Below are 15125 nucleotides of genomic sequence, written 5' to 3' on the forward strand. Positions count from 1 at the left end.
GTGTCGGCGCGCGCGACGACACGGGGCAGCCGCCGTCCGTCGCTCCTGACCGTGACCGCGCCGGCGCGGGCCGGCGGACGCTGCCGCCGCCGTGCCGAAGGAGAGGAACCGGTGCCGGTCGTGCGCGTGCATGTCCATCCGTGACCTCCACGGTCCGGCCGGGGACAGGCGGCGGAAGTGCCCGTTCACACGTTGAGTCGACTGGTTAACAGAGCTTGGAACAAGGCAAGTTGGCCGTCAATCCCTCGCGCAACGGAAATTCTCGGTGCAGAGTGAGAAGTTCACAGAGGGGGCCGATATGTGGATGGGCATCGATCTCGGCACGCAGAGCGTCCGCGCGGTGGTGGCAGGAGACCGGGGCGAGATCCTCGGCAGCGGCTCCGCCCCCCTCTCGGGCACCCGTGACGGCGTACGCCATGAGCAGCGGCCCCTCGACTGGTGGACGGCCGTGTGCGCGGCCAGCCGCCAGGCACTGCGCGACTGCCCCGCACCACGTGCGCTCGCCGTCTGCGCCACCTCCGGCACCGTGCTGCTCGGCGACCGGGAAGGACGGCCCCTCACCCCGGGGGTGATGTACGACGACGGACGCGCCGTGACCGAGGCGGCCAGGGCCGCAACCCCGCCGAGCTGGGCGCTGCCCAAGGTGATGTGGCTGCTGCGGGAGTACGGGGCAGGCGGGGGCGGGTCCGTGCGCGTCATGCATCAGGCCGATCTGGTCCTGGCGCGGCTTGCCGGAACGCCGTTGCCCACCGACTCCAGCCATGCCCTGAAGACCGGCTACGACGTCGAGCGGGACGCCTGGCCGCACCGGCGGTTCGCCGGGCTGGGCCTGCCGGACGGACTGCTCCCGGACGTGGTGCGGCCGGGCCGGCGGATCGGTGAGGTGGGGCGGACGGCCGCGGCGGAGACCGGGATTCCGGCGGGCACGCTCCTGGTGGCCGGGATGACGGACGGGTGTGCGGCACAGATCGCGTCCGGTGCGCTCACCGTGGGCTCCTGGAATTCGGTGCTCGGCACGACGCTGGTCCTCAAGGGGGTCACCGCGTCGCCGGTCGTGGACCGGGCCGGTGTGGTCTACAACCACCGGGCGCCGGACGGGAGCCGGCTGCCGGGGGGCGCCTCGGGGGTCGGTGCCGGGGCGCTGGCCGCCGCCTTCCCCGGCGTGGATCCGGCCCGCATGGACGCCCTGGCCCGTGCGTACGAGCCGGCGCGTGTGGTGGCGTACCCCCTGGTCGCGACGGGCGAACGCTTCCCCTTCGTCGCGCCCCGGGCCACCGGGTTCCTGCTCGGCGAGCCCGCCGACGACGCCGAGCACTGGGCGGCCCTGCTGACCGGAGTGGGCCTGGTCGAACGGCTCTGCCTCGACTACCTCGACCTGCTCGGAGCCCCGCTGCACGGGCCGGTCACCTTCACCGGGGGCGCGGTCCGCAGCGGCTACTGGAGCCGGCTGCGCGCCGACATCCTGGGCCGGACCGTCTACATCCCGCAGTACAGCGAGCCCGCCCTCGGCATGGCCGTCCTCGCCGCGTACGGGGCACGGGCGACGGCCACCCTGCACGAGGCGGCGAGCCGGATGGTGCGCCTGCGGCACGTACTGCGCCCCGATCCGGCGCGTACCGCGCGATACTCCGAGCCGTACCTCACGCTGGTGGACGAACTGGAGCGACGGGGCTGGCTCCCCGCACCGGTCGCCGCCCACGCCCGCACCCGAACGGAGAGACCATGACCGACCGCCCGAGCACCGCCCTGCTGCTCGCCCGTCACGGTCAGACCGTCTGGCACGCGGAGAACCGCTACGCCGGAGTCAGTGACATCGGCCTCACCGAAGAAGGGCACCGCCAGGCCGGGCACCTGGGCGAGTGGGTGGCCCGGCACCCGGTCGACGCGATCTGGACGTCCACGCTCACGCGCGCGATCGAGACCGCGCAGCCCGCGTGCTGGGCGCTCGGGATCGCCGCCCGGCGCGAACACGACCTGCGCGAATGCGATTTCGGCGAGGCGGAGGGGCGCACCCTGGCGGAGTTCGCGGCCGAGCATCCGGAGCGGGCCAGGGAGTACCGCGCCGACCCGGTGACCCATCCCTTTCCCGGGGCCGAGGACCCCCGGTCGGCGGCGGCCCGGGGAACGACGGCGCTGCGCCGGATCGCGGACGGGCACCCGGGGCAGCGGGTACTCGTCGTCGCGCACAACACCCTGCTGAGACTCGTGCTGTGCGAACTGCTGTCGATTCCGCTGGGCGCCTACCGCCGGGTCTTCCCGCGGCTGCGGAACGCCGCGGTGAGTGAGGTGCGCATCGGGGAGGAGGGCGGTGCGCTGCTCTCCCTCAACCTGCCGTGCGCACCGGACGTCAGCCCTTGAGCGGTGCGGACCGCCTCTGCCGTACGACACCGATGACCACCAGGGCGACGGTCAGGATGCCGGAGGCCATCAGCTGGTCGCGCGTGTCGGGCTGCCGGAGCATCAGGAAGAAGATGCCGGCCATCGCCAGGAGTGCCAGCACGGTCAGGACCGGGAAGAGCCACATCCGCACGACCAGCTTCTCCGGGGCCTCGCGCTCCAGCCGGTCGCGCAGGATCAGCTGGGAGACGGCGATGAAGATCCAGACGACCAGGATCACCGCACCGATCATGTTGAGCAGCCACGGGAAGACGTCGTCGGGGCGCCAGTAGCTGAGCAGCACGCACAGGAAGCCGAACACGGACGAGACCAGGACGGCCCTGCGCGGGACACCCGAGGAGATCCGGCCGAGCCGCTTCGGCCCCTGGCCGCGGGCGACCAGCGAACAGGCCATGCGCGAGGCGCCGTAGATGTTGGCGTTCATCGCGGAGAGCAGGGCGACCAGGATGACCACGTTCATGATCTCCGCGGCGCCGCCGATGCCGAGGTGGTCCAGAGCCGCGTAGAACGGCCCGACCTCCACGACCTTCGGGTCGTCCCACGGGACCAGCGTGACGATGACGGCCATCGAGCCGACGTAGAAGAGCGCGATCCGCCACATCGCCGTCCGCACCGCCTTGGCGACACCCCGCACCGGGTTCTCGGACTCGGCCGCGGCGATGGTGACGGTCTCCAGACCGCCGTACGCGAAGACGGAGGCGAGCAGCCCGATCACCAGGCCCTCGGAGCCGTTCGGCAGGAAGCCGCCCTCGCCGCTGAGGTTGGTGGTGCCGGGGGCGTCGGTTCCGGGCAGCACGCCGAGGATCGCCAGCACACCCAGGACCAGGAAGAGCGTGATCGCCGCGACCTTGAGCGCGGCGAACCAGAACTCGAATTCGCCGAACTTCTTCACCGAGGCCAGGTTCGCGCCCAGGAACACCACCATGAACAGCGCGACCCAGGCCCACTCCGGCGTTCCGGGCAGCCAGCCGGTGACGATCTTCGCGGCACCGATGCCCTCCAGGCCCACGGCGACACAGAGCAGCACCCAGAACGCCCAGCCCACGGTGAATCCCGCCCACGGCCCTATCGCCCGCTCCGCGTGGACGGAGAAGGAACCGGAGGCCGGGTTCGCGGCCGACATCTCGCCGAGCATCCGCATCACGAGCATCACCAGCAGGCCGGAGACGGCGTACGCGATGACGACCGACGGGCCCGCGGCGGCGATCCCCGCACCCGAGCCGACGAAGAGTCCGGCGCCGATGACACCACCGAGGGCGATCATCGAAAGATGGCGCTGCTTGAGCCCGTGGGTGAGCGCCGTATCGGGACCGGTTTCGGAGACGGCGGCCGGGGAGCCTGTGGGGGGAGGCGCGGAATTCCGAGACATGGACAAGCTCTGTTCGGTAGGTGAGACGTGGGGGATGTGCGCACACAGTCTGACCGTGCACCCCGTGCAGGGGGAACCGTTGTCCGCTATACGGTCACAAAGTGCGCACAAGGTGTGCATAAGGGTGCCGCCGGGCGGTCGGGGCGCTCGCGGGGCGGCCCTGGAGCTCCTGGGTGCTCTCCTGGGCGGAATTGGCGAGAACCTACAGTCTCTCTCGATGAGTCCTTCCGGCAGAAGGCGGGCCGATCGTTCGGCCACCACAGTGACAAGCGTCACGTCGTCGCGTGAGGGCCTGCGCCGCTTTGTGTGAACCCCACCAAAGGCTCCGCCACCGCTTTGTGGGCCACTGATGGTGATCGAGCGTTAACCCGTGGGCTAACGTCAGCCTCAGTCTGTCCCCACCTGCCCTCACCCCGCGGAGTCCCGATGAGCACTGCTGCCGCCGCCCCTGCCCGTACCGGAGCGGTCCTCGCCGACCTGCTGCCCGCCGCCAGGAACCGTTACGCCGTCGACACGGCCCTGGTCCTCGGTGGCGCCGCGCTCACCGGCATCGCCGCCCAGATCGCCGTTCCGGTCCCCGGCTCCCCGGTCCCGGTCACCGGCCAGACCTTCGCCGCCCTCCTCGTCGGCACCGCGCTCGGCGCCCGCCGCGGCTTCCTTTCCCTCGCCGTGTACGCGCTCATCGGCATGGCGGGCATGCCGTGGTTCGCGGGCGGCAGCTCCGGCGCGGGCGGCGCCTCGTTCGGCTACGTCCTCGGCATGCTGCTCGCCGCCACCGTGGTCGGCGCGCTGGCCCGTCGCGGCGGCGACCGCTCCGCGCTGCGCACCGCGGGCACGATGGTGGTCGGATCCGCGGTCATCTACGCGGTCGGCGTCCCGTACCTGGCGCTGTCCACCGGCATGTCGGCGAGCGCCGCGATCGCGGCCGGCCTGGTGCCGTTCCTGCTCGGTGACGCGCTGAAGGCGGCGCTGGCGATGGGAGCGCTGCCCGCATCCTGGAAGCTCATCGGCCGTCGCGGCTGACGCCGCAACTCCCTTCGAAGAGGCTCGCCGGGGCGTGACGCGACACCGGACCGGCGAGCCTCTCGTGCGTCCGCGCACCGTGGGATCCCGTGGTGCGGTCCCGCCGCGAAGGAGAGGTTCAGCCGGGTGTTTCCCCGGCGGTGCGGCTCTTGCGGTTCCGGGCCTCACGCACCAGCGAGATGCCCACCACCACGGCCGCGACGAGCAGCGAGAGCAGCACCTGCTCGCGTCCGCCGTCGTCGGTCAGCATGTAGACGAGGACGAACGAGATCATCGCGATGGTCGCCCAGGTGAGGTACGGGAAGAGCCACATCCGTACGACCAGCTTCTCCGGCTGCTCGCGCAGGATCATGGCCCGCATCCGCAGCTGCGTGAAGCAGATGACCAGCCAGACGAACAGGGCGACCGCACCGGAGGAGTTCAGCAGGAACTGGAAGACGGTGTCCGGCCACTGGTAGTTGAAGAACACGGCGACGAAGCCGAAGACGACGGAGGACAGGATGGCCGCCTGCGGCACGCCGCGCTTGTTCGTCCGGGCGAACGCCCTCGGCGCGTCCCCGCGGTCGCCGAGCGAGAAGGCCATCCGTGACGCGGTGTAGAGGCCGGAGTTGAGACAGGACAGTACGGCCGTCAGCACGATGACGTTCATCACCTGACCGGCGTGCGGGATACCGATGGAGTTGAGCGCCGCCACATAGCTGCCCTCCTTCAGGATCGAGGCGTCGTTCCACGGCAGCAGGGTGAGCACGACGAAGATCGAGCCCAGGTAGAAGACGGCGATCCGCCAGATCACGCTGTTGGTGGCCTTCTGGACGGCGCGCTGCGGGTTCTCGGACTCGCCGGCGGCAAGGGTGACGATCTCGCTGCCCATGAAGGAGAAGACGACCATCAGCACACCGGTGAGGATCGCGCCGGGCCCTTCGGGGAAGAAGCCGCCGCTGTCGCTGAGGTGGGCGAACCCCGAGCCGGCGTTGTCCGAGCCGGGCAGCAGCCCGAAGACGGCGAGCAGTCCGACGACCACGAACGCGCTGATCGCCACCACCTTGATCCCGGCGAACCAGAACTCGAACTCGCCGTACGAACCCACCGAGACCAGGTTCGTCGCGGTGAGCACGACCATCACGATCAGCGCCCACGCCCACTGCGGGACGCCCGGCACCCAGCCCTCCAGGATCTTGGCACCCGCCGTGGCTTCGACGGCGAGCACCACGACCCAGAAGAACCAGTACAGCCAGCCGATCGAGAAACCGGCCCAGCGGCCCAGCGCCTGGTCGGCGTAGGCGGAGAAGGAGCCCGAGCTGGGACGGGCGGCCGCCATCTCGCCGAGCATCCGCATGACGAAGACGACCATGAGGCCGACCAGGGCGTAGGACACGAGGATGGCCGGTCCCGCCGCCGCGATGCCGGAGCCGGAGCCCACGAAGAGACCCGCGCCGATCACGCCGCCGATGGCGATCATCGAGAGATGGCGGTTCTTGAGACCTGCCTGGAGACCGTCGGAGGAACCCGGTGTCCCGGGATCGTCCGGCCGGTCCGGACCGCCGGGCCGATGGCCCGGTCCGGTCAGAGTCGTCTGCGATGTCATGGATCGAGTCCTTACGTTCGTCCGGATCGCTCTCCGTGTGCCGATCGCCGTGGCGGGGTGCGACGGCGAGTGATGCATTGAAGCCCACCGAGCCGTGAAAGCGGAACCCCTCCTTCCGGATCGTTGTCCGAGTGGCGTTGCGCACACGGGCGGGCAGACGGAGCCCCTGCGCGGTTCCGCCGTCGGTCCGGCAGGAAGGCTCCGACCCCGATGGCGGCTACCCGGCGACGCTCGTGCCACACTCGTCACATGCGCGTGTACCTCGGCTCGGACCATGCCGGCTATGAACTCAAGAACCACCTCGTCGAGTGGCTCACCGCCCAGGGCCACGAGCCCGTCGACTGCGGCCCCCACATCTACGACGCCCAGGACGACTACCCGCCGTTCTGCCTGCGTGCCGCCGAGCGGACGGCCGCGGACCCGGACAGCCTCGGCATCGTGATCGGCGGCTCCGGCAACGGCGAGCAGATCGCCGCGAACAAGGTCAAGGGCGTGCGTGCCGCGCTCGCCTGGAGCGAGCAGACCGCCGCGCTCGGCCGCGAGCACAACAACGCCAACGTGGTCGCCATCGGCGGCCGGATGCACTCGGTGGACGAGTCCACCAAGTTCGTCGAGATCTTCCTCGCCACCCCGTACTCGGGCGAGGAACGTCACACCCGCCGCATCGAGATGCTGACGGCGTACGAGACGACCGGCGAGCTCCCCCCGATCCCGGCCCACCACCCGCAGCAGGGCTGACCGGCCTCCACCCCTGTGCCGCCGGTGCTCCCGGCGGCACAGCCGTTTCCCGGGGTCCTCCGCTCACCCCGCCGCCGCGTCCCACCCCGCCCCCACGTCATCGAGGAGAGCCGCCGCCGTGCCCGAGGGACACACGATCCACCGCCTCGCGGCGGACCACCGGGACAGGTTCGCCGGGCGGCCGGTCCGGGTGAGCAGCCCGCAGGGCAGGTTCTCCGCCGGTGCCGCGCTGCTCGACGGCCGGACGTTCACCGGCGTCGACGCCCACGGCAAGCACCTCTTCCTCGGCTTCGAGGGCGCCGGCTGGATCCACATCCACCTGGGCCTCTTCGGCAAGCTCGGCTTCGGTACGGCCCCGGCCCCGCCGCCCACCGACACGGTCCGGCTGCGCCTGGTGAACGACGACCACCACGCCGACCTGCGCGGCCCCACCACGTGTGCGCTGATCACCGACCCGGAGAAGCGCGCGATACACGACCGCCTCGGCCCCGACCCGCTGCGCACCGACGAGGACGGCGAGCGGGCCTGGCGGCGGATCTCCCGAAGCCGCATCACCGTCGCGGCCCTGCTGATGGACCAGAAGGTCATCGCGGGCGTCGGCAACGTGTATCGCGCGGAGGTGCTGTTCCGGCACGGCATCGACCCCTACCGCCCGGGCAAGGACCTCACGCGCGCCGAGTGGGACGCGATCTGGGCGGACCTGGTGGTGCTGATGCGCGAAGGCGTACGGAACAACCGGATCGACACGGTCCGTCCCGAGCACATGCCGGAGGCGATGGGGCGTCCGCCACGCGTCGACGACCACGGCGGCGAGGTGTACGTGTACCGCAGGGCCCGGCAGGCCTGCCACATCTGTGGCGGCGAGATCCGCACCGCCGATCTCGCCGCCCGCAACCTCTTCTGGTGCTCGGGCTGCCAGCCCGCCCAGGGCGTTTCGCCCGGGCCGGACCGGACCGGGTCGCGCCGCTGATCCGGCGCCCGATCCCGACGGAAGACCTCGCAGAGCCTTCCGGCCCGGTGCCGGGGGACGAGACGCCCTAGAACCCTCGGGGCAACCACGGCGCCGCGTCCGACGAGAACGCCAGCGACGCCTCCGCCAGCGCACCCTCCCGCAACTCCCGTACCCGTCCGGCCAGGCCCAACGCGCTCAGCGACTCGCCGCCCAGATACACCGAACCCAACTCCCGCACGGAAAGGACGAGATCGGCCGCGTCATCGGTCCGCCGGCACGACGCGACGCCCTTCGCGTCAGCCGTGAGCCGCCAACGCCCCGCGTTCCAGGGGCAGAACGCGTCCTCCACCTCGAACACCACATCCACCGGCGCCCGGTACGCCCGCGCCTCCAGCGCGGCCCCCACGTCCACCAGCCGCACATAGAGCGCATCCCGGACCCGGACGTCGCACCGCCGTACATCCGAGACCATGTGCAGCACCGCGTCGTCGACCGGCCGGTTCCGCGCCTCGACCGCCGACATCAGGTCGATCTCGAAGACGAACCGCCACAACGCCGCGTACGCCGCCGGATCCAGCGCGGCGAGATCGTTCACCAGGACGGTGCCCTTGGGGCCGGCCTTGTCCCAGTCCGGCTTCATGCGATACGTCACACAGCCGACGACCTCGCCGTCCCGCTCCGCCAGCACGCACTGCTGCGCCGAACCGCCCTCCCGGGAGCTCACCGGGTCCACCATCGGCTTCTTCTCCCAGCCGGGCCCATGGGCCGGGGTGCCGGGTCGGCCGGCCACCAGACGCGCGTACACGCCCTCGCACGCGGCCGTCCCCTCACCGGGCCTCGCATGCCGCAGACGCACCCCGTCCGTGCCCTCGGGCACCGCCAGCCGCACCCGGTCCGTGTCGATCACCAGTGACATCTGACGTGAGGCCACGGCGTACCCGAACCGGCCGTAGATCGCCGGTTCCGAGGCCGTCAGCACGGCGATCGGCTCACCCAGCGCCCGGAAGTCGTCGAGCTGCCGGCGCATCATCGAGGTCAGCAGCCCGCGCCTGCGATGGGTGGACGCGACACTCACCATCGTGATCCCGGCGGCAGGCACCAGCGCCCCGCCCGGCACGGCGACCCGGAAGCTGAACGCCCCGGCCGTGGCGACGACGTCGGTACCGTCCCAGATGCCGATCGACCGCTCGTGCTCGGTCAGCTGCTCGTACAGCGCCCGCTGCTCGGGCGGCTCCGCGATCCCGCCGAACGCGAGTTCCAGACACTCGAACCATTCGTTCCATTCGGACGGTCGCAGGACGCGCAACTCAGTAGTCATGAGCCATGCCTACCAGGGGAAAGACCGCCGGTCGACCCGATTTCGAACACATTGTCACGGGGTCCCCCTGCACCGGAGGCCGCCGGGTGGATAAAGTCCCGGCAATGGCCCGTCGCGCAGGAGCAGACACGTACCCGGCCCGATTGCGGAAATCGGCGCACCGGGCACGCATCGCGCTGCGCAAATCCGGAGTCGACTACTTCCGCGGCGACGGGTCGGACTGGATCGCGCTGGCCGGTCTGCTGCTCACCATCCCGGCCATCACCTGCGCCACCCTGCTCGACGCGGTGTGGTGTTCGCCGGCCGCGCTCGTGCTGCCGATCGTCGCGGGCGGACTGCTGCTGCGGCCCGCGAGCCTGCTCGGTCTGTACGCCACCGCCGCCACCGCCCTGATCGTGGAGTCGCTCGCACTGGGCCCGTACGAGGACGGCCCGGCGCGGGTGACACCCGGCATCGTCCTGGTGGTCGCGGCCTGCGGTTTCTTCGGGCTGGTCCTCGCCCAGTTCCGGGCCAGGGTCGGTGTGCCGTGGCGGCGCGGCGGCACCATGCTCTTCGACCTGCGCGAACGCATCAGGGTGCAGAGCGCCCTGCCGCGGCTGCCGCAGGGCTGGCACCGCGAGATGGCGCTGCGCCCGGCGGGCGGGCAGTCCTTCTCCGGTGACTTCGTCGTCGCCGCGCGCACCAACGGCGGGCGGACTCTGGAGGCCGTACTCACCGACGTCTCCGGCAAGGGCATGGACGCGGGCTCCCGCGCCCTGCTGCTGTCCGGCGCCTTCGGCGGTCTCCTCGGCTCGCTGCCCCCGCACAGCTTCCTGCCGGCGGCCAACGGCTACCTGCTGCGCCAGGACTGGGACGAGGGCTTCGCCACCTCGATCCATCTGGTCCTGGACCTCGAATCGGGCGACTACGAGCTCCTCTCGGCGGGGCACCCACCGGCGCTGCAGCTCCATTCGGGCAGCGGGCTGTGGGAGGAGAAGGCCGCGGAGGGCCCGCTGCTCGGGGTGTACGACGGCGCGCAGTTCGACGCCGTCAAGGGCTCGCTCGCCCCCGGCGACGTGCTGATGCTGTTCACGGACGGCCTGGTGGAAGCGGCCGACCGCGACATCGCGGAGGGCATCGACCGGCTGACCGGCGAGGCCGACCGCTATGTGGCCACCGGTTTCGAGGGCGCGGCCTGGCATCTGATCGAGGCATGCGCCAAGGACGTCAACGACGACCGGGCGCTGCTGCTCCTGTCACGCAAGTCCTGAACCGGGCACGGTCCACGGCCCGAACCGGCCGTGGTCGACGGCCTGAACCGGCCGTGGTCGATGGCCTGAACCGGTCACGGTCCACGGCCTGAACCGGACACGGTCCACGGTCCGGACCGGCCGTGGTCGACGGCCCGAACCGTGCACAGCCCACGGGAACGGGCTCGTCGCCCGAGCGCGGACACCGACATGTCCGGGTGCGGACACCGACATGCCCGGGTGCGGGGCTGCCGTGGCTCCGTACCCGGACATGCGGCCGTGGACTCAGACCGGGGCCGTGACCTGTTCGGCGTCGCTCTCGCGGTCACTGTCCTCACCCCGGCCCCGTCCGCCGGGCAGGAAGCGGGCCAGCCAGTGCGACCTGCCTGCCGCCAGTGGTGCGAGGACGGCGAGGACGAGCACATAGCCCGCGATGAACGGCGAGAGCCGTTCGTCCAGCCCCGTGGCCGCCGCCATCGTGGCCAGGATCAGGGCGAACTCGCCACGGGCCACCAGGGTGGTGGAGATGTTCGCCGTGGCCTGCGGACCGAACGCGTACACCTTGGCGGTGGCGATTCCGGCGAGGACGTTCATGGCGAGGGTCACCGCGACGGCGGCCAGCACCGGCCGCAGTACGGTCGGCAGATCGCCCGGGTTGATGGAGAGGCCGAAGGCGAAGAAGAAGATCGCACCGAAGGCGTCACGCAGCGGGTGGACGAGCTTGAGGATGCGGGTGCCCGAGGTCGTGCTGCCGAGCATCAGGCCGACCATGAACGCGCCGATCGCGTCCGCGACCCCGAACCACTCCGACACTCCGGCCACGAAGACCGCGGCGCCGAGGAAGGAGATGACGAGGAGTTCGTCGTCCGGGGTGTTGATCAGCCGGCCGATGACCTTGGTGCCGAACCGCGCGGCCAGGGCGAGCAGCAGCAGGAAGCCGAAGGCCTTTCCGCCGTCGACCGCCGCGGCGGCGAGGCTGTCCGCGCCCGACAGGATCGGCTGGAGAGCGGCCAGATAGAGGGCGAGGAACACGTCCTCGACGACGATGATGCCGAGGATCGGTCGCGTCTCCGGATTGCCGATACGGCTCAGGTCGACGAGGACCTTGGTGACGATGGCCGAGGACGAGATGCCGAGCACACCGGCGAGGACCAGCGCCTCGGACGTGCCCCAGCCCAGCGCGAATCCGAAGCCGAGCCCGGCTCCGACGTTCAGGGCGAGATAGGTGCCGCCGGCGAGCGCCATCTTGCGGCCGCCGGCCTTGAGGTCGTCGAGGTGGAATTCGAGGCCCAGGTAGAAGAGCAGCAGCACCAGGCCGAGTGCGGAGAGCATCTCCAGATCGTGCGGGTCGGCGACGAGCACGATGCCCGGCGTGTGCGGGCCGAGCAGGATTCCGGCCAGGATGAACAGGGGGATGGTCGGCAGTCCGATGCGGCTGCCGACGCGGGCGAGAACGGCGGCGGCGAGGAAGGCGCCGCCCATGGCGATGAGTGTGTCTGCGTGTCCGATGAGCCCGATCCTTCGCTAGGTCAAGAGATCGTCAAGAGAACGTCAGTAATTAGTTTACCGAACGATTGACGTTGCAACTATGACCACCCCCGGGGCGAAGGCGGACCCGCCCTCGCCCCGGCCCGCACCTTCCGTTGCTGCGCCGCCCGCACTCGCCCCGACTCGACCTCGTCCCGGCCCTCTCGGGCCTCACCAGAGCCTCGCTCGGCCTCAGAGCAGCGCCACTCCCGCCACGGCCGTCGCCACGAGCACGACGATCGCCAGGACGTGGAGCGTCACGTCCCGCTCCTCCGAGCGGTGTTCTGCCGCGCGGTCCAGGGTGAACTCGGCCGGGTCGGCGGACGTGTAGTGGACCGTGACGTCACGCCTGTACGCGCCGGCCTGGTCCGGGAGGTTCGACGTGCAGTGGGCAGTGACGGCCGTGCCCTCGTGGGTGGTGAACGACACGACCGGGGTGATGGTGGTCGAGGTGTGGCCGTCGTCCTGGTCGACACTGACGTCCTTCAGGACCGCGACGACCTGTCCCCGCACGGTGTCCATCGCGGCCAGTCTCTCGATGCGGCGGTTCTTGGCGCGTACTGCCCCGGGCAGTTGAACGGCGCCGGAGACCGCCCACGGCCCGCCGAAGCCGATCAGCGCCCACGGCCACCCCCAGTCGACCGCGGCGAGGACCACCAGCCCGACGTAGACCAGGAAGACCGCGAAACCTGGCAGGCCCAGCCCACGACCGGGCTCCTCCGGAGTGGGGGAGAACCGGTAGGCGTGCGGTCTGCCCCGCGGGTGGCTGACCCCGATCTCCCGGCCCTCCCACGCGGAGGTGATCATCTCGCCCCGCTCACCGTCGTTCGTCACGGTGACCTCCTGACCCGAGGCCGGGTCGCGGTAGGAGACCACCACCGATATCCCGCCCCTCCGGGATCCGCCGTGCCGGGGCTCCCGCACCCGCTCGATCCGCCCTGTGAGCCGGACCGTCCGCTGCGCCTTGGTCACTCCGGCCAGCGACATGCCGTACCCGATCAGCGCCACCACACCCCACCCCGCACACCACAGCACCAGGAACTCGTTCCACCCCATGCGCCCCTCCTCCTGCCGATCCGGTCAATTTCCGCTGCGCCGCAGCACTTTGCCCTGGCCGTCCGCCTCCAGCGTTCCCGTGCCCCCGGCGCCGGCGCCGGCGCCGGTGACCATGACCCTGAGCGTGAGCGAGCCGGTGACGCCGTCGGCGGTGAGCTGCCAGCTCTGCGGGGACTCGACGCCGAGGCTGGTCCTGGCCTCCTCGACCAGGCCGGGGACGCGGTCGTAGGGCAGGGACTTCGGGTCGAACCCGGCGGTCTTCACGCCGGTGGGGGAGAAGACGACCGTCAGCAGGCGGTCCTGGACGACGACGGTGAGCGCCTGACGCTTGTCCGCGCCCTGCGTCAACGACTCGACGGCCTTGCGCAGTTCACCCTCGTCGAGCATCGACTGGCCAGGGCCGAGGGTGACCGTGCCCGTCGCCGACGTCACGGTGGTCGTGGACGACGAGGAAGAGGAGGAAGAGACGGACGGCTTGGGGGCGCCGCTCTCGCCCTCGTGGGAGTCGAACAGGTCGGCACGGAAGAGCAGGAGCACTGCGGCCGCGCCGAGCAGCAGCCCGAGGAAAGTGAGGAGCGCGCCGAAACAGCCCCCCGGGGTCTCGCTCTTCATGGCCGGACCGGGCACCGAGTCCACCTGGGCCACGGCCGCCCGTTCCTCCCACTCCGGCGTCGGCCGCTTCACGATCCGCGTCTTCCACGGTCGGTCCGGCGGATACTCCACCACCACGACCCCGCGCGGCCGGTATTCGGGCAGCTCGACGAGGTTGACGTCCTGCCGTATCTCGACACGGAACGCGGGTGCGTCGTCCGGCGCGACGGACAGCTCGAACCGCACCGGCACGTCGCTGGTCTCACCCCCGACGGCCTCCAGACTCTCGATCACCGCGAGCGCCGCGCGCGGCGCGACAGCAGCCTCCCGGGCCCGGCGCGGCAGCGTGGCGAGGAAGAAGAGGAGCCCGTAGAACGCGGGCAGGACCAGCCCCGTGACGATCAGCGGCGCACTCTCGACGACACAGCCACCGATGAAGGCGGTCAGCGACGCCCCGATCACGCCGCCCGTCAGAAACCCCCGAGCGAGGTCGGCAGGCGTGTTGTGCGTGGGCGGTGCGCCCGCAGTGATCGTCATGTGACCGATTGTGCACGTCATGGGTAACGGCCGACAGACCTGTGGACAGACCTGTGGACAGACCTGTGGATGAGGGATCCCACCGGTAACACCGCTGAGTTGAACACCAAGGAACGATCACGGCTCGGCTCCTCGGGGATCCTGCGGGCCCCAGCCTGGTCGTACGTCGCGCCCACCCGGTGGCGCGGCGGTTTCAGGGCTCACCTCGGCGACGCCCCCGGAACGGCCGTCCGGCCGTAGGGTCGGACGATGACCACGCCGCGCGCACATCTGACCCTGGCCGAAGTCGAGGCGATCGCCCGCACGGCCCATGCCGACCAGCGGGACAAGGCGGGGCGTCCGTACGCCGAGCACCTCGCCGCGGTCGCGGAGGGCGTGCGGATCAGGGGCGGCAGCGATGAGCAGATCGCGGCGGCCTGGCTGCACGACGCCGTCGAGGACGACGCGCTGTCGCGGGAATGGCTGGCCGACGCCGCGCTGCCCCAGCAGGTCAAAGACATGGTCCTCGCCGTGACCAAACGTGACGGCGAGGACCTCGGTTCTTACACCCGGCGCATCCTCGACACCCCGGGAGCCCTGTTGATCAAGGAGTCCGACCTGGCGCACAACGCCGACCCGGCCCGCCTCGCCGTACTGGAAGCGGCGACCCGTACCCGGCTGGCCGAGAAGTATGCGCTGGTACGGGGGCTGCTCGGGCTCACCTCAGGCGGAACCCCCGTCGAGCAATCGGTTCAAGCCAACACGGCGAAGGGCTGATCCACTCCGACCGGAGTCCGGGCAACGGCGGACCGGGGGTTCGGACG

General features: G+C 71.1%; 13 protein-coding genes. 7 read left to right on the forward strand and 6 right to left on the reverse strand.

Annotated features, from left to right (window positions below):
- The first annotated feature begins 298 nt into the window (after window positions 1–298).
- Complete coding sequence (locus ACFVUT_RS11100; RefSeq protein ID WP_389645763.1) at window positions 299–1726, forward strand: FGGY-family carbohydrate kinase; 1428 nt, start codon at window positions 299–301, stop codon at window positions 1724–1726.
- Window positions 1723–2358 carry a histidine phosphatase family protein gene (locus ACFVUT_RS11105; RefSeq protein ID WP_389645378.1) on the forward strand — a complete coding sequence of 212 codons (636 nt, stop codon included), beginning with the start codon at window positions 1723–1725 and terminating at the stop codon, window positions 2356–2358. Before ACFVUT_RS11100 ends, ACFVUT_RS11105 begins: the two co-directional genes overlap by 4 nt.
- Here ACFVUT_RS11105 and ACFVUT_RS11110 read toward each other — a convergent pair.
- Window positions 2348–3766, reverse strand: coding sequence for an amino acid permease (locus ACFVUT_RS11110; protein ID WP_389645381.1), 1419 nt, complete (start codon window positions 3764–3766; stop codon window positions 2348–2350). The genes ACFVUT_RS11105 and ACFVUT_RS11110 overlap by 11 nt on opposite strands.
- A gap of 426 nt (window positions 3767–4192) precedes the next feature.
- Here ACFVUT_RS11110 and ACFVUT_RS11115 point away from each other — a divergent pair, with 426 nt between their 5' ends.
- Window positions 4193–4789, forward strand: coding sequence for a biotin transporter BioY (locus tag ACFVUT_RS11115; protein ID WP_389645384.1), 597 nt, complete (start codon window positions 4193–4195; stop codon window positions 4787–4789).
- Between the two features lie 118 nt (window positions 4790–4907).
- Here ACFVUT_RS11115 and ACFVUT_RS11120 read toward each other — a convergent pair whose 3' ends face one another.
- Window positions 4908–6374: an amino acid permease gene (locus ACFVUT_RS11120; RefSeq protein WP_389645387.1), complete on the reverse strand. Its 1467-nt coding sequence runs from the start codon at window positions 6372–6374 to the stop codon at window positions 4908–4910.
- Between the two features lie 249 nt (window positions 6375–6623).
- Here ACFVUT_RS11120 and ACFVUT_RS11125 point away from each other — a divergent pair, with 249 nt between their 5' ends.
- Both ACFVUT_RS11125 and ACFVUT_RS11130 read left to right on the forward strand, forming a co-directional pair.
- A complete protein-coding gene (locus ACFVUT_RS11125) occupies window positions 6624–7112 on the forward strand; it encodes a ribose-5-phosphate isomerase (RefSeq protein WP_389645390.1) in 489 nt (162 codons plus the stop codon).
- 118 nt (window positions 7113–7230) lie between these two features.
- Window positions 7231–8082: an Fpg/Nei family DNA glycosylase gene (locus ACFVUT_RS11130; RefSeq protein ID WP_389645393.1), complete on the forward strand. Its 852-nt coding sequence runs from the start codon at window positions 7231–7233 to the stop codon at window positions 8080–8082.
- A 67-nt stretch (window positions 8083–8149) separates the two neighbouring features.
- On the opposite strand, the gene ACFVUT_RS11135 is transcribed toward ACFVUT_RS11130, so the two are convergent.
- On the reverse strand, window positions 8150–9382 hold the full coding sequence (locus ACFVUT_RS11135; protein ID WP_389645395.1) for a GNAT family N-acetyltransferase: 1233 nt from the start codon (window positions 9380–9382) through the stop codon (window positions 8150–8152).
- Window positions 9383–9486: 104 nt separating this feature from the next.
- Here ACFVUT_RS11135 and ACFVUT_RS11140 point away from each other — a divergent pair, with 104 nt between their 5' ends.
- Entirely contained in the window at window positions 9487–10632 is a 1146-nt protein-coding gene (locus ACFVUT_RS11140) for a PP2C family protein-serine/threonine phosphatase (RefSeq protein ID WP_389645398.1), read from the forward strand.
- A gap of 264 nt (window positions 10633–10896) precedes the next feature.
- Here the strand turns inward: ACFVUT_RS11140 and ACFVUT_RS11145 are convergent, their stop codons facing one another.
- From ACFVUT_RS11145 to ACFVUT_RS11155, 3 genes are all read right to left on the reverse strand, one after another.
- On the reverse strand, window positions 10897–12093 hold the full coding sequence (locus ACFVUT_RS11145) for a cation:proton antiporter (RefSeq protein ID WP_389645401.1): 1197 nt from the start codon (window positions 12091–12093) through the stop codon (window positions 10897–10899).
- A gap of 237 nt (window positions 12094–12330) precedes the next feature.
- Complete coding sequence (locus tag ACFVUT_RS11150; RefSeq protein WP_389645403.1) at window positions 12331–13194, reverse strand: DUF3592 domain-containing protein; 864 nt, start codon at window positions 13192–13194, stop codon at window positions 12331–12333.
- A gap of 24 nt (window positions 13195–13218) precedes the next feature.
- Complete coding sequence (locus tag ACFVUT_RS11155) at window positions 13219–14322, reverse strand: hypothetical protein (protein ID WP_389645406.1); 1104 nt, start codon at window positions 14320–14322, stop codon at window positions 13219–13221.
- Window positions 14323–14571: 249 nt separating this feature from the next.
- On the opposite strand from ACFVUT_RS11155, the gene ACFVUT_RS11160 reads away from it, so the two are divergent.
- Complete coding sequence (locus ACFVUT_RS11160) at window positions 14572–15078, forward strand: HD domain-containing protein (RefSeq protein ID WP_389645409.1); 507 nt, start codon at window positions 14572–14574, stop codon at window positions 15076–15078.
- The last annotated feature ends 47 nt before the right edge of the window (window positions 15079–15125 follow it).

Source organism: Streptomyces sp. NPDC058051, from assembly GCF_042885475.1.
Classification (GTDB): domain Bacteria; phylum Actinomycetota; class Actinomycetes; order Streptomycetales; family Streptomycetaceae; genus Streptomyces.

Bases quoted from the DNA above. Each gene is read 5' to 3' on its own strand.
- ACFVUT_RS11100 (WP_389645763.1), top strand. From the start codon at position 299: ATGTGGATGGGCATCGATCTCGGCACGCAGAGCGTCCGCGCGGTGGTG.
- ACFVUT_RS11105 (WP_389645378.1), top strand. From the start codon at position 1,723: ATGACCGACCGCCCGAGCACCGCCCTGCTGCTCGCCCGTCACGGTCAG.
- ACFVUT_RS11110 (WP_389645381.1), bottom strand. From the start codon at position 3,766: ATGTCTCGGAATTCCGCGCCTCCCCCCACAGGCTCCCCGGCCGCCGTC.
- ACFVUT_RS11115 (WP_389645384.1), top strand. From the start codon at position 4,193: ATGAGCACTGCTGCCGCCGCCCCTGCCCGTACCGGAGCGGTCCTCGCC.
- ACFVUT_RS11120 (WP_389645387.1), bottom strand. From the start codon at position 6,374: ATGACATCGCAGACGACTCTGACCGGACCGGGCCATCGGCCCGGCGGT.
- ACFVUT_RS11125 (WP_389645390.1), top strand. From the start codon at position 6,624: ATGCGCGTGTACCTCGGCTCGGACCATGCCGGCTATGAACTCAAGAAC.
- ACFVUT_RS11135 (WP_389645395.1), bottom strand. From the start codon at position 9,382: ATGACTACTGAGTTGCGCGTCCTGCGACCGTCCGAATGGAACGAATGG.
- ACFVUT_RS11140 (WP_389645398.1), top strand. From the start codon at position 9,487: ATGGCCCGTCGCGCAGGAGCAGACACGTACCCGGCCCGATTGCGGAAA.
- ACFVUT_RS11145 (WP_389645401.1), bottom strand. From the start codon at position 12,093: ATGGGCGGCGCCTTCCTCGCCGCCGCCGTTCTCGCCCGCGTCGGCAGC.
- ACFVUT_RS11150 (WP_389645403.1), bottom strand. From the start codon at position 13,194: ATGGGGTGGAACGAGTTCCTGGTGCTGTGGTGTGCGGGGTGGGGTGTG.
- ACFVUT_RS11155 (WP_389645406.1), bottom strand. From the start codon at position 14,322: ATGACGATCACTGCGGGCGCACCGCCCACGCACAACACGCCTGCCGAC.
- ACFVUT_RS11160 (WP_389645409.1), top strand. From the start codon at position 14,572: ATGACCACGCCGCGCGCACATCTGACCCTGGCCGAAGTCGAGGCGATC.